This is a genomic window from Micromonospora sp. NPDC005161 (assembly GCF_053599855.1).
Map to the genome: position 1 here is coordinate 183,331 of NZ_JBSFYQ010000009.1, position 21,077 is coordinate 204,407.

Below are 21,077 nucleotides of genomic sequence, written 5' to 3' on the forward strand. Positions count from 1 at the left end.
TACCAGTGGACGCTCTCATGAAACTGGCGAGTCCTTGCACGATCCTGCCGCTGACCAGCGGTCACCGCGGGTCTCGTGTTGCACTCGGGGCATGCCCCTGGACGAGCTTCGCGACCTGTTGGAACGACACGTGCGCCGCGACCTGGCCACCGCAATCGAGGGCGTACGGGTCTGCCGGATCGAGCACACCGCCTCCCCGGTCTCCTCGATGTCCGGCAAGGTGCTGGCGGTCATTGCCCGGGGCGGCAAGCGACTCGCCCTTGGCGACCAGGTCTACGAGTACCACCCCGGTCAGTACCTCGTCGCCTCGGTCGACCTCCCGGTGACGGGGGACGTCATCAACGTCGCCCCGGGCCACCCCGTACTCGGCTTCGGAATGACCCTGGACCCTGCCACGATCGCGGAGCTGCTGCTCCAGGCCGGGCCGGGCGATCTGCCGCGTTCCCCCGGCACCGCGCGGCCCGGAATCGCGGTCAGTGACGCCCCGGACGAACTGCTCGACGCCATCGTGCGGCTGTTGCGGCTGCTCGACCGGCCACAGGATCGCCGGGCACTGGCCCCCCTGTTCAAGCGCGAGATCCTCTGGCGGTTGATGACCGGCGAACAGGGCGACGTCGTCCGGCAGATCGGCCTCGCGGACAGCAGCCTGAGCCACATCGCCCGGGCTGTCCAGTGGATCCGGGAAAACTACACACGGCCCTTCCGCGTCGACGAGGTGGCACAGCTTTCCGCGATGAGCGTCTCCGCGTTCCACCGGAACTTCCAGGCGGTGACGGCGATGAGCCCCATCCAGTTCCAGAAGCACATCCGCCTACAGACCGCGAGACTGCTGCTGGCGAACAGCCCCAACGACATCACCCGCGTCGCCCATCGCGTCGGATACGACAGCCCGTCCCAATTCAGCCGCGAGTACCGACGGCTGTTCGGTGCTCCGCCCAGCATCGACGCGCTGCGCATACGTGCCGGAGCCGGAAATGCCGGCGCCGCGCTCCCCTGACTCCGGGGAAGAGGATTGTGCAACCACACGAGACGATTCCGCTAGTTCCGCCTCTCCGGCGCTGCTTTCATGGACTCATCGGAACAAAAACGGGAAAGGCCGGTGAAATGGACGACGCCATCGCACGAGCCCTCGCCATCGGACCGGACTCCTCCGCGGCCGCGCGCACCATAGACATCACCACACTGGGCGCACGCACCGGCGTCCCCCGCCGCATCGAGATCTGGTTCCACCGCGTCGACGGTCGCTGGTACCTGACCGGTATGCCCGGACCCCGCAGTTGGTACGCGAACGTGCGCGCCCACCCACGGTTCACGGTCCATCTCAAGCACGGGGTCACGGCCGACCTGCCGGCAACCGCGGTGCCGGTCGACGAGCCGACACGACGGCGGGTGATCACCGCGGTCCTCGACCTGCAGAACCGACCCGAGATCGCTGCGCGGGTCAGCCGGCGCCAGACGTTCGACGACTGGTTCCCGCACAGCCCGCTCGTCGAAATCGTCTTCGACGACGAGGAACTGCGCACCACGTCCTCGACGCACTCCGAATAGCCCACCAATCACCGAACCACTCCGAAGGACAACAGTGAAATACCGCAACCTGGGCCGGACCGGAATCGAAGTCAGCCCGTACTGCCTGGGCGCCATGATGTTCGGCGCCATGGGAAACCCCGATCACGACGACTCCATCCGCATCATCCACAAAGCACTCGACGCGGGAATCAACTTCGTCGACACCGCCGACGTGTACTCCGCCGGCGAATCCGAGGTGATCCTCGGCAAGGCGCTCAAGGGCCGCCGCGACAACGTCGTACTCGCCAGCAAGCTGCACTATCCGATGGGCGACGACCCGAACCACCGCGGAAACTCACGGCGCTGGATCACCACCGCCGTCGAGAACTCTCTGCGCCGCCTACAGACCGACCACCTCGACCTCTACCAGGTCCACCGCCCCGACCCGTCGGTCGACCTGGAGGAGACGCTGTCCGCCCTGTCCGACCTGATCCACAGCGGCAAGGTACGCGCGATCGGCGCGTCGTCCTTCCCCGCCTCGGAGATCGTCGAAGCACAGTGGGTCGCCGAGCGACGCGGCCTCGAACGCTTCCGCACCGAACAACCGCCGTATTCGATCATCAACCGGAGCATCGAACGCGAGGTGCTGCCGGTCTGTCAGCGCTACGGAATGGGCGCGCTGGTGTGGAGCCCGCTGGGCCAGGGCCTGCTCACCGGCCGGTACCGCAAGGGCCAGGAGTTCGACAGCCATCGGTCGGGCCACACCCCACAGCACTTCAGCGACGAGCGCAAGCTCGACGTCGTGGAGCAGCTCGTCCCGCTCGCCGAGCAGGCCGGCCTGCCGATGACCCACCTCGCGATGGCGTTCGCGATCGCGCACCCGGGCGTCACCTCGGCGATCATCGGGCCGCGCACCATGGCACAGCTCGACGACCTCCTGGCCGGCGCCGACGTCACCCTGAGCGACCAAATCCTCGACCGGATCGACGAGATCGCCCCGCCCGGCACCGACGCCGGCCCCAACGACGTGGCCTACGTACCGCCGGCCATCTCGAGCGTGGGCCTGCGCCGCCGACCGGTCCCGGAGCGTTCCGCCGCCTGAACGACGACCGCTGACGGCGCGTAGGGAAGTCGCGCCGCGCTAGGCAGTAGCGCCGCGCGGCGCGTACATGATGACCGCGACGCCGAGCAGGCAGAGCACCGCCCCGGCCAGGTCCCAGCGGTCCGGGCGGAAGCCGTCCACGAGCATCGCCCAGGCCAACGAGCCCGCCACGAACACCCCGCCGTACGCCGCGAGGATCCGGCCGAAGTGCGCGTCCGGCTGGAAGGTGGCGACAAAGCCGTAGGAGCCCAGCGCGATCACGCCCGCGGCGATCCACCACAGGCCACGCTGCTCGCGCCAGCCCTGCCACACCAGCCAGGCGCCGCCGATCTCGGCCAGCGCGGCCACTGCGAACAACACCAGGGAGCGGAGCACGGTCACCCCGCGACCCTAGCCGCAGCACACGACGGGTCCCCGGGCGCACAGTCGCCCGGGGACCCGTGGGTCCGCTCAGATCACTTCGTGAAGGCGTCCTTCACGTTGCTACCGGCTTCCTTCATGTTCTGACCGGCCTGCTTGGCGCGCGCGTCGCTCTTCTGGCTGGCGCCCTCGGCCCGCATCTGCTCGTTGTCGGTCTTGTCGCCGATCCGCTCCTTCGCGGCACCAGCCATCTGCTCGACCTTGTTTCGTGCCTTGTCGGTGAAGCTCATCGCGCCTCCTCCGTCTGGCGTCTCTCCCGGCTCGCTTGCCCGGTTTCCGGGTGCCGAAACCGGTGGTGCCGGTCGGCACATCCGGGAAGGCATCCTAGGAAGATAGGTTGAGTGTCCGGGGGCGCGGCATCGGAGGCCACCCGGTGCCGCCGGGTCCGCGATGGTTAACTGGCCGCATGGGAGAGCTCCTGCTGATCCGGCACGGCGAGACCACCTGGAGCGCCACCCGACGGCACACGTCGTACACCGATCTGGAGCTGACCCCCGACGGCGAGCGGCAGGCCCGCACCCTCGCCGCGTTCCTTGCTGGCCGGCGATTCGTCACCGTGCTGGCCAGCCCCCGCTCCCGGGCGCTGCGCACCGCGCAGCTGGCCGGGCTCACCGTCGACTCCGTCGACGAGGACCTCAGCGAGTGGAACTACGGCGAGTACGAGGGACGCACCACCGTCGACATCCACGAAGACCAACCGCACTGGAACATCTGGACCGACGGCTGCCCCGGCGGCGAGTCACCCGCGCAGGTGGGGGCCCGCCTCGACCGGGTGCTGACCCGGGTCGCCCCACTGCTGGACAGGGGCACCGTGGCGCTGGTGGGCCACGCGCACAGCCTGCGGGTGCTCGGCGCCCGCTGGATCGGCCTGCCCCCGTCCGCCGGCGGCCGCCTCCGGTTGGACACCGCCACGGTCAGCGTGCTCGGTCACGAGCACGATCGGCAGGTCATCCTGCGGTGGAACCAGCCGGCTCCTCCGGCACCCGGGACCGCGACCGACTCGGTGGCCCGGCACTGATCTTCGGCGGCCGGTTCTCGTACGGGGTGGACAGCACCACCGTGGTCCGGGTGGTCACGTTCGCCGACGTACGGATCTCCTGGAGCACCCGCTCCAGGTCGGTCGGGCTGGCAACCCGCACCAGCAGCATGTAGAAGTCCTCCCCCGCCACCGAGTAGCAGGAGTCGATCTCGGGCAGGTGGGCCAGCCGCTCCGGCGCGTCATCCGGCTGCGACGGGTCGAACGGCCGGATCGCCACGAACGCGGTCAGCGGCAGTTCCAGCGCCTCGAAGGAGACCCGGGCGGCGTACCCCTTGATCACCCCACGCTGCTCGAGCCGGCGCACCCGCTGGTGCACGGCGGACACCGACAGCCCGACCCGGTCGGCCAGGTCGGTGTACGACAGGCGGCCGTCAGCGGTCAACGCTGCGACGATGGCGCGGTCGATCTCCTCCACGGCGAGCAACCTACCGGGAAAAACGCCGGACGGCGACGAGGCTCCCACCGCAGGGTGCGGACGGCGGGCCACGGTGGACCCACCGCAGCCGCGCCACCACGCGTCGTCGACCCGGGCTCAGCCCTTGGCCAGAGCCCGGGAGATGACCAGCCGCTGGATCTGGTTGGTGCCCTCCACGATCTGCAGCACCTTGGCCTCGCGCATGTACCGCTCCACCGGGTGGTCGGCCACGTAGCCGGCGCCGCCGAGCACCTGCACCGCGTCGGTCGTCACCCGCATCGCCATGTCGGTGGCGAAGAGTTTCGCCTTGGCCGCCTCGATCGAGTACGGACGCCCGGCGTCGCGCAGCCGGGCCGCCGCGAGGGTCAGCGCGCGGGCGGCGGAGATCTGGGTCGCCGCGTCGGCGAGCATGAAGCCCAACCCTTGGAAGTCGACGATCGCCCGACCGAACTGCTGCCGCTCCCGGGCGTACCCGATCGCGTAGTCCAGTGCGGCCTGGGCCAGCCCGACCGCACAGGCCGCGATGCCCAGCCGACCCGAGTCCAGCGCGGACATCGCGATGGTGAAGCCCGCACCCTCGCCGCCGATCAGCCGCTCGGCCGGCACCCGCGCCTCGTCGAAGGCGATCTGCGCCACCGGCGAGGAGCGCAGCCCCATGGTCCGCTCGGCCGCCTGCGGGGTGATGCCGGCGGTGCCGGCGTCGGCGACCAGACAAGAGATGCCCTTCGCGCCGGGCCCACCCGTACGGCAGAAGACGTTGTAGAAGTCGGCGGTCCGGGCATGGGTGATCCACGCCTTGGTGCCGGAGACGAGGTACGCGTCGCCGTCGCGGACCGCCCGGGTGCTCAGCGCCGCCGCGTCGGAGCCGCCCTGCGGCTCGGAGAGGCAGTACGCGCCGAGCAGTTCGCCGCCGAGCATGTCCGGCAGCAACTTGCGCTGCTCGTCGCTGCCGAACGCGGCCACCGGGTAGCAGGACAGGGTGTGCACGCTGACCGCCTCGGCGACCGCGAGCCAGCGGCTGGCCAGGATCTCCAGCACCTGCAGGTACACCTCGTACGGCTGTGCGGCGCCGCCGTGCTCCTCCGGATACGGCAGGCCGAGCAGGCCGGCCCGGCCGAGGGTCCGCAGCACCTCGCGGGGAAACTCGGCGCGTTCCTCGAAGCCGACGGCCTTCGGCGCGAGCTCGCGATCGGCGAGTTCGGTGGCGAGGTCCAGCAGGTCGTGGGCCTCGTCGGTGGGCAGGATCCGGTCGACAGTCATAGCGCGATGAGCTCCGTGGGGGTGGTGTTGAGCCGCTGCACGCCGTCCGTGGTGCAGACGACGATGTCCTCGATGCGGGCGCCGTGCCGGCCCGCCAGATAGATGCCCGGTTCGATGGAGAACGCCATCCCGGCCTCCAGCGGCCGGTCGTTGCCGGCCACCAGGTAGGGCTCCTCGTGACCGTCCAGGCCGATGCCGTGGCCGGTGCGATGCAGGAACGCGGGGCCGTAGCCGGCGGCGGCGATCGGCTCCCGGGCGGCGGCGTCGGCCGCGGCGCCGCTGATCCCGGGCCGTACGGCCGCCACCGCAGCGCGCTGCGCGTCGCGCAGCACCGCGTAGTAGTCCTGGAACTCGGCCGGCGCCGGCCCGCCGGCGACGTACGTGCGGGTGCAGTCCGAGCGGTACCCCGACGCCATGGTGCCGCCGATGTCCACCACCACCGGCTCGCCGGTGCCGATCGGCCGGTCCGAGGTGCCGTGGTGCGGGCTGGCCCCGTTCGGCCCGGCCGCCACGATCACGAAGTCCACGCTGACGTGCCCGGCGGCCCGGATCGCAGTGGCGATGTCGGCGGCCACCTCGGCCTCGGTGCGCCCGGGGCGGAGCCACTCCCCCATCCGCAGGTGCACTTCGTCGATCGCCGCGCCCGCCTCGGCGAGGGCCGCGACCTCCGCCGGGGACTTGCGGATCCGCAGCTCGCGCAGCACCTCGCCGGCGAGCCGCTGCGCCGCGGCCGGCAGGGCGGCACGCAGTGCGAGGACCTGCTCGGCCCACATCCGGTCGGCCAACCCGACCGCCGCGGGCGCACCGTCGAGGGCTGCGACGACCAGGGGGTACGGGTCGGTGCCGTCGGCGTGATCGACGATGCGGACCCCGGTGGCCGGCGCCGGGGACGCCTCCGCGGCCGGTCGCTCCAGCGTCGGCACGATCAGCGTCGGCTCGCCCTCGGCCGGCAGCACCAGGCAGGTCAGCCGCTCCCCCGCGCGGGCGTCGTACCCGGTCAGGTAGCGCAGGTCGGAGCCGGGGGTGAGCAGCAGGGCGTCCAGGCCGGCGGCCGCGGTGGCGCGCTGCGCGGCGATCAGCCGGTCGGGCGGGTACAGCTCGTCGATTCCCACCCGGTCAGCTTAACGGTCGTTTGGGGATCGCCGGCAGCCAGCGCACTGCCCGAAGGAAGGGCACCTTATTAACGCCTGGTGTAGAGCACGGGCCCCTTCTTAACAGCGCGCCAGCCCGGAAATTCACCGACGTTGATTGACGCGGACAGTTAACACTCTTTAAGATTTGGCTGCCTCGAGGCCACCCGTCCCTGCGTACCGCAACCGCACCCCCGCCCGCGACGACCCTGCACGGGCGGCTGTCGTCCCCCGCCCACGGGAAGGCCCCCGATGTCCTCACCACTGCGCCGCGCCCTCGCCGCCGGCCTGCTCGCGCTGGCCACGGCCGGCGCCACCCTCACCCTCGTGCCCACCGCCGCGCAGGCCGTGGTGCTGCCGAACAACTTCAAGAGCGTCGGCTACATGCCCTCCTGGGCCGGCAACGTCAACACCGTCCAGTACAACAAGCTCACCCACATCAACTACGCCTTCGTGCTGCCCAACAACGACGGCAGCCTCCGCCCCGTGGAGAACCCGAGCAAGCTCTCCTCGCTGGTCTCGCTCGGGCACGCCAACAACGTCAGGGTGTCGATCGCGGTCGGCGGCTGGAACGACGGCAACGACTCCGCCTTCGAGGCCCTCGCGGCCAACGCCGGCAGCCGGACCAACTTCGTCAACAACCTGGTCAACTTCGTCAACCAGTACAACCTCGACGGTGTCGACATGGACTGGGAGTACCCGGACCCGGGCGCCTCGGCGAACAACTACACCCAGCTCATGACGCAGCTCGGCAGCGCCATGCACAGCCGCGGCAAGCTGCTCACCGCCGCCGTGGTCTCCGAGGGCGGCAGCGTCCAGGGCGTGCAGACGGCCGTGTTCGGCCAGGTCGACTGGCTCAACATCATGGCGTACGACGGCGGCAGCCCACACGCCAACTACGACTGGTCGATCGCCAGCATCAACCTGTGGAAGTCGCGCGGCCTGCCGGCCAGCAAGGCGGTCCTCGGGATCCCCTTCTACAGCCGCCCCGGCTACTACACCTACTCGGCGCTGGTCGGGATGGACCCGGCCAACGCCAACCGGGACTGCACCACCGTCGGCGGCGCCCAGCAGTGCTACAACGGCATCCCGACGGTCAAGCGCAAGACGCAGTGGGCCCTGGCCAACGCCGGCGGGGTGATGAACTGGGAGCTGTCGCAGGACACCACCGGCTCGACATCGCTGGTCAGCGCGATGTACGACACCATCATGGGCGGCACCACCCCGCCGCCGACCGGCCACACCGGCCCGATCACCGGGATCGGCGGCAAGTGCGTCGACGTGGCCTCGGCGAGCAGCGCCAACGGCACGGCCGTTCAGCTGTGGGGCTGCAACGGCACCAACGCGCAGACCTGGACCGTGGCCAGCAACGGCACGCTGCGCGCCCTCGGCAAGTGCGCCGACGTCGCCAGCGGCTCCACCGCCAACGGCGCCAAGGTGCAGCTCTGGGACTGCAACGGCAGCGGGGCCCAGGTCTGGCAGGCCCAGTCCAACGGCACGCTGCGCAACCCGCAGTCGAACAAGTGCCTGGACGCCACCGGCAACAGCTCCGCCGACGGCACCCGGCTGCAGATCTGGGACTGCTTCGCCGGCGCCAACCAGCGCTGGACCCTCCCGGCCTGACCGTGCGGCAGGCACGGGCTTTCTGCTGACGCTCGGCGTCAACAGGGGGCCCGTGCCTGCGATCAGGCGGCGCGGTGCTTGCGGACCACGTCGAGCATCTCGTCCACCGAGCCGGCCGGATCGGTGACCGGGAACTGCACCGCGCGGACCACCGCGGCCGGGTCGACCAGCAGCGTCAACCGCTTGAACCGGGTGATCCCACCGGCCCGGAAGGTGGGCAGCAGCAGCCCGGCGGCGAGCCGACCGTCCTGGTCGGACAGGAGCGGGAACGGCAGCCGGGCGTACGCGGCGAAGTCGCCGAGCTGGTCCGGCCGCTGCGTGCTGACCCCCCACACCCGTGCGCCGGAAGCCTGGAAGTCCGCGTACCGGTCGGCGTAGGTTTTCGACTCCAGGGTGCAGCCGCGGGCGCCGGGAATGTCGGCCCACCCCGGCGGGTAGCCCTGCGTCCCCGGCGCGTACGCCCCGGGGAAGAAGTAGAGGACGCTCCACGCGTCGCCGTCCGTCAGCGCGATCGGCTGGCCGTCCGGCCCGGGCAGGACGACGTCGGGCAGCCGCCGCCCGATCAGCTCGTGCACGCGGCGTGCCTCGGCCGAGTCGGGGTCGGCGGTCGCGGTCAGGTCACCGTCGCCCATCAGGTGTCTCGTGCCCCAGTCCTGCAGTGCGATCAGCACAGGAAGCAGCCCCTCACCCTTGGCGGTCAGCAGGTAGTCGAAGCGCGGCGGATGGTGCGAGTAGGGCCGGCGCTCGAGCACGCCGTGCTCGACCAGCGCGGCGAGGCGTTCGGCCAGCGCTCGCCGACTCACCCCCAGCTCGCGCTGGAGGGCGTCGAAGCGGGTCGTCCCGCCGGCGACGTCGCGCACGATGAGGAAGGTCCACCAGTCCCCCAGGACGCCGAGCGCCTGCGCGATGCCGCAGTCCGCGTCGGCAAGATCTTCCCGCCGCACCCGTCACCTCCCTCCGCTCCGCCCTCGACTATAGTCCGTTTCAGATTGGAACGCACTGGCACGGCGAACGGGGGCGGACGACATGCACGTCGACGATCGGGCCGGGGTGTTCTGGCGATGGTGGACCGCCGGCACGACCAGCATGGTCGGGTCGGCGGTCGGCGCGGTGGCCCTGCCGCTGACCGCGCTCACCGTGCTCGACGCCACCGCGTTCGAGATGGGCCTGATCGCCGCCGCCAGCTACGTCGCCTGGATCGTGATCGGCCTACCAGCCGGCGTCATCGTGCAACGCCTGCCGCTGCGCGGCGCCCAGGTGGGCGCCGACCTGGCCCGCGCGGTCGCCGTCGCGTCGATCCCGCTGGCCTGGTGGTGGGGTCACCTCACCGTCGCCCATCTCGTCATCACCGCGCTCGTGGTCAGCTTCGCCAACGTGCTCTTCGACGTGGCCAACTCGACGTTCCTGCCCAGCATCGTGGACCGCGAGCAGTTGCAGTCCCGCAACAGCCTGACCTCGGCAACGCACGCCGCCACCCAACTCAGCGGCCCCTCCCTCGGCGGGCTCGCCGTGCAGGCCCTGGGCGCGGTGCCCACCCTGCTCGTGGACTCGGCCAGCTACCTCGTCTCCGCGGCACTGCTGCGCACGCTGCCCGCCCGCCGCGACGACGCTCCGGACCGCTGGCCGCCGGTCGGCGAGCTGATCCGGGAGGGCTGGCGCTTCGTCGCGCACCACCCCGTGATGGGGCCCGGCATGTGGGCCGCCACGGCCATCAACTTCGTCTGCGGCGCGCAGTACGCGCTCTACCCGCTCTACCTGGTCCGCGAACTGCACGCCCCGGCCGGCCTGGTCGGGGTGCTGCTCGCCGTCGAGGGGATCGGCGCGCTGGTCGGGGCGGCGCTCACCACACGGATCACCGCACGGATCGGCACCGCCCGCGCCCTGATCGCCGCCGGGTTCACCACGGTCGCCGGGGCGTTCCTGATCCCCTGGGGCACCGGCTGGCCGGCGTACGCCGCCTTCGCCGCCGGCAACGTCGTCTTCGCCCTCGGGACGGTGGTGCTCAGCGTGACCACCCGGACGTACCGGCAGATCGCCAGCCCTCCCGACCTGCTCTCCCGGGTGATGGCGACCGTCCGGTTCGTCTCGTGGGGCGCGATCCCGGTCGGCGGCCTGGTCGCCGGCGCGCTGGCCGGCCCCCTCGGCGCGCGGGCCACCCTGTTCGTCTTCGCGACGGCGGTGGTGTGCGCGCCGCTGGCGCCGCTGTTCTCCCCCGTCCGGCACCTGCGTGACCTCACCGACCACGACCGGGACGACGCCCCGCCCCGCCCCGCCCCGCCGGCGCTCACCGTCGCAGGTCGGTGACGACGCCGCCCGGCCAGAGGCTGTCGGCCAGCCGGCGGACCCGGTCGGCGTGGGTGAGCACGTCGACGCTGTGCACGTACTGGTCGACCGCCCCCAGCGGCGGCCGGTCGCGCAGCGCGGGGTCACGCACGCCGGCGCGCAGCGCGGCGGCGATCCGCTCGGCGTGCAGCACCAGGAACGGGCGGTGGTGAAACGGCCGGACGCGAGCGCGCACCGGCGCCGCCAGCCCGGTCTCGTCGGTCCACCGGGCCACCGCCTCCAACGCCTGGACCAGCCCGGCCTGGCGTCGGGTCCAGGCGCCCGGGCCGAGCGCGTCGTTCAGTGCCGCGACCACCGGCGCCGCGTCGGGCAGCCCGCCGAAGACCGTACCGAGCCACTTGTCGTACGGCGGCCAGCGCCGGCGCAGCAGCAGACCGAGCCGCATCAGGTCCCGGGCCAGGCCGGCGGCGACGACCCGGCTGCCCAACTCGTCGCCGACCTCGGCGCACCGGCCGGGCAGGTGCTCCGCCTGCGCGATCCGGGTCCACGCCGCGGCGAGCACGTGTCGCCACACGTCCGGCGGATACCAGGCCAACGCCGTCCGGCGGGCCGTCAGTGCGCCGTCGAGGCCGTCGTGGAAGATCGCGCCGCCGGTCACCTCGGCCAGCCGCTGGGTCGGGGTGGCCAGCCAGTCCGCCACGGCGACACCGTCGGCGGGGTCGAAGCCCAGCCGATCGCGCCACCAACCGGCCAGCTCGTCCACGCGGACGCCGAGCCGGCCGCCCGCCGGGTCGGCGACGCCCAGCCGCCCGTCGTCACCGGCGAAGCGGGTCGGCCAGCCCAGAAACTCGGCCGGCAGGTCGGCGTCCAGCCCGGCACGCAGCCCCAGGATCCGGTCGGCGTCGGTGGCCGTGACGAAGACCTGCACGCGCGGCCCCCAGTCGTGGTCGGTGGACCGCGCGGTGTCCAGGCCCAGCAACTCCGAGCCGCCGTCCAGCAGGCCGGCCGCGTACCGCAGACCCGGGAAGCGACGGTGCAGGACCGGTGCGACCACCTCGTCGTGGTAGCGGCGGGCGAGCGTCAGACCGGGAAGGAACGCCACACCGGCAGTCTGCGCCGGTCGGGCACCAGCCGCACCGCGGTTTCCCGGGTCGGACGGCGCCGTGGGTCATAGCCTGGACAGAGGGTTACCGTACGGGCACCGCGACCGGGAGGACCGACGTGGCAGCGAACGAGGCGGACCGGGCGGCGACGCGCCGTCGCCGGCAGCTGTGGGCCGGGGTCCTCGCCCTCGTCGGCCTGGTCCTGCTGATCATCGGCCTCACCGTGGCCGACGGTGTCGCGGCCTGGGTCGAGGTGCTCGTCGCGATCCTGCTGCTGGTGGCCAGCTACGTCGTGCAGTACCTGGCCCGCAGGGCAACCGTCTACCGGCACGACGAGCGGCGCTGACGCGGACGACGGCCGGGCGTACCCCTGATCGTCGGAGGGCTGTGCCAGGCTGTCGGGCGTGGCACACCGATCCCCGATCCTGCTGATCGACGCACCCAGCCTCTACTTCCGGGCCTACTTCGGCATTCCGGAATCCGCCGCCCGCGCCGAGGACGGCACCCCGGTCAACGCCGTGCGCGGCTTCCTCGACATGCTCGCCACCCTCATCCGTGGGCGCGGCGCGGACCGGATGGTCTGCGCGCTGGACTACGACTGGCGCCCGGCGTGGCGCGTCGACCTGCTCCCGTCGTACAAGGCGCACCGGGTGGCTCCGCAGGGCGGCGAGGTCGTGCCCGACACGCTCTCCCCGCAGGTGCCGAAGATCCTGGAGGTGCTGGCCGCGGTCGGCATCACCGCCGTCGGCGCCACCGGCTACGAGGCCGACGACGTGCTCGGCACACTCTCGGTGACCCAGCCGGGCCCGGTCGAGGTGGTCTCCGGCGACCGCGACCTGTTCCAGCTCGTCGACGACGTCCGGCCGGTCCGGCTGCTCTACGTCGGGCGCGGCGTGGCCAAGCTCGACGACTGCGACGACGCCGCCGTGCAGGCCCGCTACGGCGTGCCGGCCAACCGGTACGCCGACTTCGCCGCGCTGCGCGGCGACCCCAGCGACGGGCTGCCCGGGGTGCCGGGCGTCGGCGAGAAGACCGCCGCCCGACTCATCGAGCGGTACGGGAGCATCGCCGGCATCCTGGCCGCCCTGGACGATTCGGACTCGTCCTTCGCACCGGGCCTGCGGGCCAAGCTGGCCGCCGCCCGCGACTACCTGGCCGTCGCGCCGACGGTGGTCCGGGTCGCGCTCGACGTGCCGCTGCCGGAGCTGCCCACCGCCCTGCCGACCGCCCCCGCCGACCCGGACCGGCTGCTCGAACTGGCCGGCACGTGGAACCTGGCCGGCTCCGCCCGCCGGTTGGTGGACGCCCTCGCCGCACGCGCTGACGCCTAACGATCCGGGCTGTCGGCGGGAGCCATGATGCGGAGCGCGTTGGGATCCAGGCCGATCCGGATCGGGGTCTCGCCGTACAGCTCGCCGTCGACCTCCACGGGCGCGGGTCGGTCGGTCTCCAGCCAGAGTTGGTGGACGGCGAGGAACGGCTCCTCGCCGAGCGTGCGGCGATGCCCGGTCGCCGCGTTACGGGCCGTGTGCCGCAGCAGCTCACGGCGGGGCGCGCCGCCCACCGGATAGGCGACCAGGAGCCGGTCGTCGGCGTCCGCGTCCGCGGTGATCGGCCGCCCGGCGTGGAAGCCGCCGTTCGCCACGTACAGCTGGTGGGTGACCACCTCGCGCTCCCGTCCCTCGGCGCGCACCACGGCGCGCAGCGGGCGGTGCCGGGTCAGCAGCGTCAACGCGGTGACCGGATACGCGAGCCGGCCGGTGGCCCGCTTGAGGCGCGCCGGCGTCCTGAGCATCACGTCGGCGGACAGGCCGATACCGACGTGGTTGGTGAACCACCGGCTGCCCACGAGCCCGAGGTCGACGTCGATCACCTTGCCGTCGGCGAGGACCGCCACGGCCGCGTCGAGGTGAAGGGGGACGCCCACGGTGCGCGCGAAGTTGTTGGTGGTGCCCAGCGGCAGCAGACCGAGCGCGATGTCGCGGTGCGCGAGCAGGCGTGCGGCGGTGCTGATCGTCCCGTCGCCGCCACCGGCTATCAGCAGGTCCGGTCCGAGGTCGGCGGCAGCGGCGAGGCTCTGCTCCAGTTCGGCGGGCACGTCGACCGGGTACGCGGCCAGCAGCTTGAAGCCGGCCGACGTGAGCCGATCCCGCGCCCGCTCGTAGAGCCGGCGACCGCGACGGGAGTGGGTGTTGACCACGAGCGCCGCGCGCCGCTCCCGTCGGATGGTCTCGCTCAGCTCCGGCTTCGTCCGCATAGGCCCGGAGCCTATCGTCGGATGGCCGGCCGAAATCAGACCTTCGCAACCGACCGGGGTGTCGCTGATCGACGTTCGTCGTGCCACGATCGGCGGGTCCCATACCGGTTACGCCACGCCCGAGGAAGAAATCATGCGGTTCGAAGTCCTGGGGCCACTGCGAGCCGTCGACACATCGGGGTCAGTGGTGCCGCCGGCAGAGGTCAACATCAGGTCGTACTCGCCTGCCTCGTTGCCGCCCGCGGCCAGACGGTCGCCGACAGCACGTTGATGGAAGCCCTGTGGGGTCGCGACCCGAGCGACAGCAAGCACGTGGCGCTGCAGGTCCTCGTCCATCATCTGCGCCGCAACCTCGGCATTGGATCGATCATTCGCGCGGGTGGTGGCTACCGGATCGGGCTGGCCGGCCACCAGCTTGATGCCGACGAATTCGTCGCTCTGGTCGACGCGGCCGCGCACGACGAGGCGCAGGGCCGGCTCGCCGAGGCGCGTCAGCGCTACCGGGCGGCGCTGCGGCTGTGGCGGGGAACGGACGCCTACCATGGCGCCGCCGATACCGATCATGTGCGGGTGGCAGCAAACCACCTGGGCGAGCAGCGGATGACCGCCTACGAACGCTGCGTCGACATCGAACTCAGCCTCGGACTCCACCGCGAACTGTGCGCCGAGCTGTCGGCCGTGGCCACGGAGAACGCGCTGCGCGAGCGCCTCCAGGCGCAACTGATGCTTGCGCTCGTCCGCAGTGACCGTCGGGCGGAGGCGCTGACCGTCTACGAACGGACCAGGCGCATTCTCGCCGACGAGCTTGGAGCGGACCCGGGTACGCGCCTGCAGCAGCTCTACACCGCGATCCTGCGCGGCCCCACGCCAGCGGTTGTGCCATCCGTCGCCGCTGCCGCGGTCCGGCCGGCGCAGCTGCCCGTTCCACCCAGCGATTTCGTCGGGCGTTACGACGAGCTCGGGGTCCTCGACGCCGTGCACGCGAAATCCCGATCCGGTCAGCGTCCCAGTGGCTCAGTGGTCGTCACGGGATCCGGTGGCATGGGCAAGACGGCTCTGGTGACGCACTGGGCCGATCAGAACCGGCAGAGCTTTCCTGGCGGGCAGCTCTACCTCGATCTCGACAATGACATCCCGGCGACGGTGGCACTGGCCAGGGCCCTCGTCGATCTCGGCATCGCGCCCGACGACGTGCCACAGCAGGCAGAGACACGCGCCGCGCAGCTGCGCTCGCTGCTGTCCAGCCGCACGGTGCTGATGGTCCTGGACAACGTGAGCAGCGCCCAGCAGGCCCGGCCGTTCTTCCCCGGCGCCGGTGACAGCATGCTGGTGATCATCAGTCGGAACCGGCTTGACGGGCTCATCGCCCGCGAAGGCGCTCACCTCCTGGTGCTGAACCCGCTGCACGGCGAGCCGGCCATCCGTCTGCTCCGGGCGATCGCCGAGATGTCCCACTCCGCGACCGACGACGTCCGTACCCTGGTGGCGCTGTGCCACGGGATGCCGTTGGCCATCCGGATCGTGGGCGCCCACCTGCGGCTGGGAGCCCGGCCGGACGCCCTGGTCGACGCCCTGCACGATGAGCGCACCCGACTCGCCCGGCTCACCACCACCGATGGCGACGCGAGTGTGCGCGCCGTCATCGCGGTGTCGTACCGCCGGCTGGACGCACCGGCACGTCGGCTGTTACGCCGCCTCGGCCTGTTGGACGCCCGTGCGATCCCGCTCGGCGCCGTGGCCGCACTGGCCGGCATCTCCTGCGGCACCGTCCTGACGGACCTGGTCGACACGCTCGCCGCGGCCAATCTCGTCACCGTCGAAGCGGACAGCCTGGTCAGCCTCCATCAGCTGACGCGCATGTTCGCCCATCAGCAGGGCCAGCTCGACGACACCTCGGCCGATCGCGCGGCCGCCGAACGGCAGCTGCTCCGCTGGTATGGGCACGCAACCCGCCAAGCACAGCACAGCATCAGGCCGACCGCAGGCGGAGCCGGCGGTGGTGCCGTCCTTGACCCGCAGCACCTCTTCCTGCCTGACCTGACCGGAACCGTCGCAGCGGTGAGCTGGGTCGACACCGAGGCGGAAACGATCATCGGGCTGATCGACCAGCACGTCCGGATCCACCCTGATCTCGTCTGGCCCCTCGCCGTCAACATACGCGGCTGGCTGCAACGCCGGGCCCCCCGCGACACCTGGATCGCCGTGATCGAGCAGGGCATCCGATCCGCCGCCCTGGTCGGCAGCAGCACCGGCGAGGCCACCCTGCGTGGAAGCCTGGGCGTCGCACACTGCCTCCTGCTGCAACGTACCGAGGCCCGGGCCGCGTACCAGCGCGCCAGCGCACTCTTCGGGCAGAGCGGCGACCATGCCGGCAAGGCCGACGTCGAGGCGAGCCTAGGTGCGATGCTGGCTGACAGCGGGGCACTTGACGAGGCACTCCCACCACTGCTGCGGGCGCGGCATCTCGCGACCCTGCTGAACGACCCCGATCTCATCTTCAAGGTCGAACTCAACCTTGGCTACCTGCATCGACGGGCCGACCGCCAGCAGGAGGCACTCGACGCCTACACGTCGGCGTTGTCGGCCGCGGAGCGGTCCAGCAACCGTGACTGGTTGTCGGCGAGCGTCCACACGAATCTCGGCCGCCTGCATCTCCTTCAGGGCAACCTCGATCAGGCCGGACACCACTACGACACAGCGGTCCGGCTCGCCCGGAGCACCGGCGACCGCATGCGGGGAGCATGGGCACTGCACGGATGCTCCGACATCTCCGCGGCCCGACGAGACCTTCCGGCCGCCGTCGCAGCCCTGCATGAAGCCGTCACGATCCTCGAACCCCTGGGCGATCGTCGCCTCGACGAGATGCGCACCCGGCTGTCCGAGTTGCTCTCCGACGACACCGCCGGGCAGTCACCGCCGCAGGCTTGAGGGCGTGTTTCGCACCCTCGCCGGCGCATCCGGCGCCGTTGGCGTCTCCGCGGTCTGGCCAACATCGAGCCAACATTCTGCTGGAAGACTGCGCCATCAGTAGTCAGCCAAGGCTCGCCGGGAGGGAGACCGTGACATCTGTACGAGCCAAACGGGGGTGCGCGGCCAGGCCCGAGGGCGCCGGCGCGCTCACGCAGACCGATTCACGTCAGAACGGAGCCTGGAAATGTCACCTGGAACGAGAAGCCGGAGGCGCAGCTTCGCCGCCGCGGCGATGGCAACGGTGACGTGCGCCAGCGTCCTGGGGATCGCATCCCCGGCGGCAGCCGCTACGACATCGGGAGGATCGTCCGTCAGTGCCGTCGCCGAGGGCGACATGGTGGCTCAGAGCTGGGCCTTCGTCGCTTCCTACCCGGGCAACTCCATGGGGTTGGCCGCCTGCGCATTCCACGCGAGCTTCCTGCGCTCACAGACGGGTAGAAACTACCTGTGCAGCCGGGCGGGCTCCTACTACCACCTCCTGAAGGAACTCTGACCCGCGGTTCCCCGCTCAGCTGGTCACCATCGTCGGGCCCCACTATCTCCCCGGGTGGGGCCTACGTCAGTCGGTCGGGGTGCGACACGCCTTCGGTGCCACGCTGCTCTTCAGCGCGTCTCCTCGGTCGCCTGCTCGGCAGCACGGCGTACGTCGTCGAGCAGGATCCGCATGTCGCGTCGGGTGGTGCGGTAGTTGACCACGCAGCCGCGCAGCGCGAAGCGGCCGTTGATGGTCGCGTTCGACAGGTACGAGCTGCCGGCCTGCTGCAGTAACACCATGATTCGTTCGTTGAGTCGGTCGAGTTGCTCCTCATCGGTCTGCGACCGCGAGCCGGCCTGCGCGCTCGGCGGCAGGTAGCGGAAGCAGAAGATGGAGAGTTCGACCGGGGCGAGCAGCTCGAAGTCGACGCTGTCGTCGATGAGCTCGGCCAGGTGGCGGGCGCAGTCGAGGTTGCTCTCGATCGCATCGCTGACAGCTTGCGACCCGGCGTGCGCCAGCGTCATCCAGACCTTGAGCGCCCGGAATCGCCGGGACAGGTCGGGGCCGTAGTCCCAGAACGCGAAGGCCTCGGCCGGCTCGGCCCGCATGACCCGGATGTAGTCGGCGTCCAGGCTGAAGGCGGGCCGTACCGCCTCGGGGTCCCGGTAGATGAGGCAGCCGCAGTCTGCGGGCAGGTAGAGCCACTTGTGTGGGTCGAGGGAGATGGAGTCGGCCTCCGCCAAGCCGTCGAAGAGCGCACGGGCCGACGGGGCGAGCCGCGCGAAGCCGCCGTAGCACGCGTCGACGTGCATCCAGAGCCCGTTCTCACGCGCGACCACCGCGATGTCGGCGAGCGGGTCGACCGCGCCGGTGACGACGGTGCCGGCGTTCGCCACCACGCAGAACGGTTCCGCCCCGGCGGCCCGATCCTCCTCGATGGCACGGACTAGTGCGCCGACGTCCATTCGGAAACGGGCGTCCACTGGAATCTCGCGGACGTTCATCCGCCCTATGCCGAGCAGCGCGGCGGCCTTGTGGATCGAGTGGTGGGTGTCGGTGGAGGCGTAGACGCGCAGTTGCGCCGGGTGGGCGGCCATACCCTGGGTGGCGACCGTGTCGCCGCAATGGCGGTGTCGGGCGGCGGCCAGCGCGGTGAGGTTGGCCATCGAGCCGCCACTCATGAACAGACCTCCGGCGCTCGGATCGCAGCCGATGGCCTCCTTGATCCAGTCGATGGCCACGTGCTCCAGCTCGACGGGAGCCGGTGCGGACCGCCATGCGGGGAGATTCGCATTCAGCGCCGACGCGAGAAGGTCGGCCACCGCGGCGACGGCGGTACCCGGCGCCGAGACGTATCCGAAGAAGCGGGGATGCCCGTTGTGCCGGCTGCCGGGCACGACCACGTCCCGGAAGACCCTCAGCAGATCGGCGAAGTCGCGGCCCTCGGCGGGCAGCGGCTCGGCGAGTAGCTCCTTCAGCGCGGCTGCGGAGGTTCGCGGGCTGATCGGCAGATCCCCGATCGATTCGTGGTGGGCGGCGATCCACTCGACGGCGCGGCCACCCATGTCCCGGATCTGCTCCGCCGAGGGGTCCAGGGCCGAGTCGACGCCGCGTCCGTCGGATGAGATCGAAGTCATGACCCGGAGGATAGTGTGGATCATGTCCTGGCGTTCGCCCGCGAGTACGAGCGGCAGCAACGAGTGGTCGACTTCCGTCGTACGCTGCTCTCGCACGTGATGAGCAGGAGGCTGCGGTGGCCGAGACGACGCCGACCGAGACGATGGTGGCCGAGGTGAGGGCCGAGCTGGCCGAACTCGAGGACCCGAAGACTCGCGAGGTGAACGAAAAACACGGTGACGATCACGGTCTGCACCTCGGCAGTCTGCGCGCGCTCGCGAAGCGGCTGAAGACGCAGCAGGAACTCGCGTGCCAGCTCTGGGCGACGGGTGACACCGCGGCGAGACTTCTGGCGATTCTGATCTGCCGACCGAAGGCGTTCGGACGTGGCGAGTTGGACGCCATGTTGCGCGAGGCCCGCACACCCAAGGTGCACGACTGGCTCGTGAACTATGTGGTGAAGAAGAACCCACACTCCGAAGAGCTGCGCCTGGCCTGGTCCGCCGATCCGGATCCAGTGGTCGCGAGTGCCGGCTGGGCGCTGACCACCGAACGCGTGACGAAGAAGCCGGAGGTCCTCGACCTACCGGGGCTGCTCGACGTCATCGAGGCGGAGATGAAGGACGCCCCGGATCGCCTCCAGTGGGCCATGAACCACTGCCTGGCTCAGATCGGGATCGAGCACGCCGAGCACCGCGCCCGTGCAATCGACATCGGCGAGCGCTTGGAGGTGCTCAAGGACTACCCGACTTCGCCGGGCTGCACGTCCCCGTTCGCGCCCATCTGGATCAACGAGATGGTGCGCCGCCAGCACGACAGGTAGGACGCACGTCCAGCCGCCACGGTGACACCCGGGCCGTGGATCAGGCCGGTCAGACGACCGGTTCCCTGCTGGGCGACCGGTGGCCGCCGTGGCACGCGACCAACGCGTCCGCCACGATGTCAGCGTCAGCCTCCGCGACGTCCGCCGGGTACTCCGGCAGCAGGTCGTCCCAGACGACCAGCCACGACCCGTACAACTGGGCCTGCCCCTCGGGCCGGGCGAAGAACCAGACGTGCAGATGGGCGCCACCATCTCCGATGCGGTACACGTGGGCCCGCGAGATGTGCGGCAGTGCCTGCACGTGGCGAACAATGCGAGTGCTCAACAACCCCAGCTCGGCGGCCAGTTCGTCGGGCAGATCCGCCATGTCGTAGTGATCGCGCGGATACAGCATGAGCACCAGCGGAACGCCCACGCCCGAAATCCGCGCCAGCCGCCAGTGATCGTTGAACCAGATCCCCTCGTCCCGGTCACGACAGGCGTTGCAGTCCGACGGATCCTCGCCGTGCCGCGCGGGCTCCGGGAGCACCGGCGGGCGCAACGGCGCTACGCGGAGCCCGTCCGGTTCGAACGGACTGATCTCCCAACCCGTCATGCGTGCCAACGGGAGCCGACGCTCGGCGTCCGCGACGGCGACGGCGTGGTCATAGAACTCGTCCGGTCGCAAGGCCATGCGGCGAAGACTAGTACCCGCAAAAGCAGGAAGCCGCCGGTAGGGGTGAGTGCTCAGCGCAGTTGGGGTTTGTTCTGAGCCGGTCGGATGACCGAGGAAGAGCCCCGGGCCGCGGGTCATGCGAGCTATCAGCGGCAGATCCGGATGCCCGTGCGGGTCCCAGCGGACGTTTTGTCAGGCTAGCCTCGCGCCTTCATGAAGGCTGGCGGTGGTGGCGGGTCGTGAACGTGAAAATGCCCTCTGGGCTGGGATGATGGGACTTGTCGAGGGTCACATCGTTCCGCCGTGGAGGGCACCTTCCAGATGCACGATACCGGGTCACGTCCGAAGATCGTTGTCACTGCGGACGGGCGGGGTGTCGTCGGGCACGCTGGCGCC

Annotated in this window: 20 protein-coding genes; 10 read left to right on the forward strand and 10 right to left on the reverse strand. The window is 71.1% G+C overall.

The features are described 5' to 3' along the window. The first annotated feature begins 91 nt into the window (after positions 1-91). From ACWD5O_RS11950 to ACWD5O_RS11960, 3 genes are all read left to right on the forward strand, one after another. Positions 92-997 carry an AraC family transcriptional regulator gene (locus ACWD5O_RS11950; RefSeq protein WP_354965295.1) on the forward strand — a complete coding sequence of 302 codons (906 nt, stop codon included), beginning with the start codon at positions 92-94 and terminating at the stop codon, positions 995-997. A 107-nt stretch (positions 998-1,104) separates the two neighbouring features. Next, positions 1,105-1,548 carry a nitroreductase/quinone reductase family protein gene (locus ACWD5O_RS11955; protein ID WP_354965296.1) on the forward strand — a complete coding sequence of 148 codons (444 nt, stop codon included), beginning with the start codon at positions 1,105-1,107 and terminating at the stop codon, positions 1,546-1,548. 34 nt (positions 1,549-1,582) lie between these two features. Next, positions 1,583-2,611, forward strand: a complete 1,029-nt coding sequence (locus ACWD5O_RS11960) for an aldo/keto reductase (protein ID WP_450085279.1) — start codon at positions 1,583-1,585, stop codon at positions 2,609-2,611. A 39-nt stretch (positions 2,612-2,650) separates the two neighbouring features. Here the strand turns inward: ACWD5O_RS11960 and ACWD5O_RS11965 are convergent, their stop codons facing one another. Together ACWD5O_RS11965 and ACWD5O_RS11970 are read right to left on the reverse strand one after the other, a co-directional pair. After that, on the reverse strand, positions 2,651-2,992 hold the full coding sequence (locus ACWD5O_RS11965) for a YnfA family protein (RefSeq protein ID WP_450085280.1): 342 nt from the start codon (positions 2,990-2,992) through the stop codon (positions 2,651-2,653). A gap of 74 nt (positions 2,993-3,066) precedes the next feature. Then, a complete protein-coding gene (locus tag ACWD5O_RS11970) occupies positions 3,067-3,261 on the reverse strand; it encodes a CsbD family protein (protein ID WP_354965299.1) in 195 nt (64 codons plus the stop codon). A 176-nt stretch (positions 3,262-3,437) separates the two neighbouring features. Here ACWD5O_RS11970 and ACWD5O_RS11975 point away from each other — a divergent pair, with 176 nt between their 5' ends. Next, the gene (locus tag ACWD5O_RS11975) at positions 3,438-4,049 is read left to right on the forward strand and encodes a histidine phosphatase family protein (RefSeq protein ID WP_450085281.1); all 612 of its coding nucleotides are present in this window, start codon (positions 3,438-3,440) and stop codon (positions 4,047-4,049) included. On the opposite strand, the gene ACWD5O_RS11980 is transcribed toward ACWD5O_RS11975, so the two are convergent. The 3 genes from ACWD5O_RS11980 to ACWD5O_RS11990 all read right to left on the reverse strand — a co-directional run bounded on the left by ACWD5O_RS11980 (position 3,979) and on the right by ACWD5O_RS11990 (position 6,857). Beyond that, entirely contained in the window at positions 3,979-4,485 is a 507-nt protein-coding gene (locus ACWD5O_RS11980) for an Lrp/AsnC family transcriptional regulator (protein WP_354965301.1), read from the reverse strand. The genes ACWD5O_RS11975 and ACWD5O_RS11980 overlap by 71 nt on opposite strands. A gap of 117 nt (positions 4,486-4,602) precedes the next feature. Then, the gene (locus ACWD5O_RS11985; protein WP_450085282.1) at positions 4,603-5,745 is read right to left on the reverse strand and encodes an acyl-CoA dehydrogenase family protein; all 1,143 of its coding nucleotides are present in this window, start codon (positions 5,743-5,745) and stop codon (positions 4,603-4,605) included. Then, on the reverse strand, positions 5,742-6,857 hold the full coding sequence (locus tag ACWD5O_RS11990; protein WP_450085283.1) for a M24 family metallopeptidase: 1,116 nt from the start codon (positions 6,855-6,857) through the stop codon (positions 5,742-5,744). Before ACWD5O_RS11990 ends, ACWD5O_RS11985 begins: the two co-directional genes overlap by 4 nt. Before the next feature lie 270 nt (positions 6,858-7,127). Here ACWD5O_RS11990 and ACWD5O_RS11995 point away from each other — a divergent pair, with 270 nt between their 5' ends. Further along, positions 7,128-8,498, forward strand: a complete 1,371-nt coding sequence (locus ACWD5O_RS11995; protein WP_450085284.1) for a glycosyl hydrolase family 18 protein — start codon at positions 7,128-7,130, stop codon at positions 8,496-8,498. A gap of 62 nt (positions 8,499-8,560) precedes the next feature. Here the strand turns inward: ACWD5O_RS11995 and ACWD5O_RS12000 are convergent, their stop codons facing one another. Beyond that, complete coding sequence (locus tag ACWD5O_RS12000) at positions 8,561-9,442, reverse strand: winged helix-turn-helix transcriptional regulator (protein ID WP_450085285.1); 882 nt, start codon at positions 9,440-9,442, stop codon at positions 8,561-8,563. An 82-nt stretch (positions 9,443-9,524) separates the two neighbouring features. Between ACWD5O_RS12000 and ACWD5O_RS12005 the strand changes: the two genes are divergently transcribed. After that, positions 9,525-10,802: an MFS transporter gene (locus ACWD5O_RS12005; RefSeq protein ID WP_450085286.1), complete on the forward strand. Its 1,278-nt coding sequence runs from the start codon at positions 9,525-9,527 to the stop codon at positions 10,800-10,802. Here ACWD5O_RS12005 and ACWD5O_RS12010 read toward each other — a convergent pair. Continuing rightward, positions 10,783-11,883: a DUF4037 domain-containing protein gene (locus ACWD5O_RS12010; RefSeq protein WP_450085287.1), complete on the reverse strand. Its 1,101-nt coding sequence runs from the start codon at positions 11,881-11,883 to the stop codon at positions 10,783-10,785. The two genes, ACWD5O_RS12005 and ACWD5O_RS12010, sit on opposite strands and share 20 nt — an antisense overlap. 119 nt (positions 11,884-12,002) lie before the next feature. On the opposite strand from ACWD5O_RS12010, the gene ACWD5O_RS12015 reads away from it, so the two are divergent. Both ACWD5O_RS12015 and ACWD5O_RS12020 read left to right on the forward strand, forming a co-directional pair. Further along, positions 12,003-12,230, forward strand: coding sequence for a hypothetical protein (locus ACWD5O_RS12015; RefSeq protein ID WP_354965308.1), 228 nt, complete (start codon positions 12,003-12,005; stop codon positions 12,228-12,230). 58 nt (positions 12,231-12,288) lie between these two features. Further along, a complete protein-coding gene (locus tag ACWD5O_RS12020; protein WP_450085288.1) occupies positions 12,289-13,215 on the forward strand; it encodes a 5'-3' exonuclease in 927 nt (308 codons plus the stop codon). Here the strand turns inward: ACWD5O_RS12020 and ACWD5O_RS12025 are convergent. Continuing rightward, positions 13,212-14,141 (reverse strand): diacylglycerol/lipid kinase family protein, encoded by a 930-nt coding sequence (locus tag ACWD5O_RS12025; protein ID WP_450085289.1) that lies wholly within the window; start codon positions 14,139-14,141, stop codon positions 13,212-13,214. The two genes, ACWD5O_RS12020 and ACWD5O_RS12025, sit on opposite strands and share 4 nt — an antisense overlap. A gap of 21 nt (positions 14,142-14,162) precedes the next feature. On the opposite strand from ACWD5O_RS12025, the gene ACWD5O_RS12030 reads away from it, so the two are divergent. Further along, on the forward strand, positions 14,163-17,069 hold the full coding sequence (locus ACWD5O_RS12030; RefSeq protein WP_450085290.1) for a BTAD domain-containing putative transcriptional regulator: 2,907 nt from the start codon (positions 14,163-14,165) through the stop codon (positions 17,067-17,069). 645 nt (positions 17,070-17,714) lie between these two features. On the opposite strand, the gene ACWD5O_RS12035 is transcribed toward ACWD5O_RS12030, so the two are convergent. After that, the gene (locus ACWD5O_RS12035) at positions 17,715-19,223 is read right to left on the reverse strand and encodes a pyridoxal phosphate-dependent decarboxylase family protein (protein WP_450085291.1); all 1,509 of its coding nucleotides are present in this window, start codon (positions 19,221-19,223) and stop codon (positions 17,715-17,717) included. A gap of 143 nt (positions 19,224-19,366) precedes the next feature. Between ACWD5O_RS12035 and ACWD5O_RS12040 the strand changes: the two genes are divergently transcribed. Then, positions 19,367-20,026 carry a DNA alkylation repair protein gene (locus tag ACWD5O_RS12040; RefSeq protein ID WP_450085295.1) on the forward strand — a complete coding sequence of 220 codons (660 nt, stop codon included), beginning with the start codon at positions 19,367-19,369 and terminating at the stop codon, positions 20,024-20,026. A 49-nt stretch (positions 20,027-20,075) separates the two neighbouring features. Here ACWD5O_RS12040 and ACWD5O_RS12045 read toward each other — a convergent pair whose 3' ends face one another. Beyond that, complete coding sequence (locus ACWD5O_RS12045) at positions 20,076-20,819, reverse strand: HIT family protein (protein ID WP_450085292.1); 744 nt, start codon at positions 20,817-20,819, stop codon at positions 20,076-20,078. Positions 20,820-21,077: the final 258 nt, after the last annotated feature.

What these genes read in the sequence shown, in the direction of transcription:
- ACWD5O_RS11950 (WP_354965295.1), top strand. Translation starts at nt 92, where the DNA reads ATGCCCCTGGACGAGCTTCGCGACCTGTTGGAACGACACGTGCGCCGC.
- ACWD5O_RS11955 (WP_354965296.1), top strand. Translation starts at nt 1,105, where the DNA reads ATGGACGACGCCATCGCACGAGCCCTCGCCATCGGACCGGACTCCTCC.
- ACWD5O_RS11970 (WP_354965299.1), bottom strand. Translation starts at nt 3,261, where the DNA reads ATGAGCTTCACCGACAAGGCACGAAACAAGGTCGAGCAGATGGCTGGT.
- ACWD5O_RS11975 (WP_450085281.1), top strand. Translation starts at nt 3,438, where the DNA reads ATGGGAGAGCTCCTGCTGATCCGGCACGGCGAGACCACCTGGAGCGCC.
- ACWD5O_RS11985 (WP_450085282.1), bottom strand. Translation starts at nt 5,745, where the DNA reads ATGACTGTCGACCGGATCCTGCCCACCGACGAGGCCCACGACCTGCTG.
- ACWD5O_RS11995 (WP_450085284.1), top strand. Translation starts at nt 7,128, where the DNA reads ATGTCCTCACCACTGCGCCGCGCCCTCGCCGCCGGCCTGCTCGCGCTG.
- ACWD5O_RS12005 (WP_450085286.1), top strand. Translation starts at nt 9,525, where the DNA reads ATGCACGTCGACGATCGGGCCGGGGTGTTCTGGCGATGGTGGACCGCC.
- ACWD5O_RS12025 (WP_450085289.1), bottom strand. Translation starts at nt 14,141, where the DNA reads ATGCGGACGAAGCCGGAGCTGAGCGAGACCATCCGACGGGAGCGGCGC.
- ACWD5O_RS12030 (WP_450085290.1), top strand. Translation starts at nt 14,163, where the DNA reads ATGGCCGGCCGAAATCAGACCTTCGCAACCGACCGGGGTGTCGCTGAT.
- ACWD5O_RS12035 (WP_450085291.1), bottom strand. Translation starts at nt 19,223, where the DNA reads ATGACTTCGATCTCATCCGACGGACGCGGCGTCGACTCGGCCCTGGAC.
- ACWD5O_RS12040 (WP_450085295.1), top strand. Translation starts at nt 19,367, where the DNA reads ATGGTGGCCGAGGTGAGGGCCGAGCTGGCCGAACTCGAGGACCCGAAG.
- ACWD5O_RS12045 (WP_450085292.1), bottom strand. Translation starts at nt 20,819, where the DNA reads ATGACCCGCGGCCCGGGGCTCTTCCTCGGTCATCCGACCGGCTCAGAA.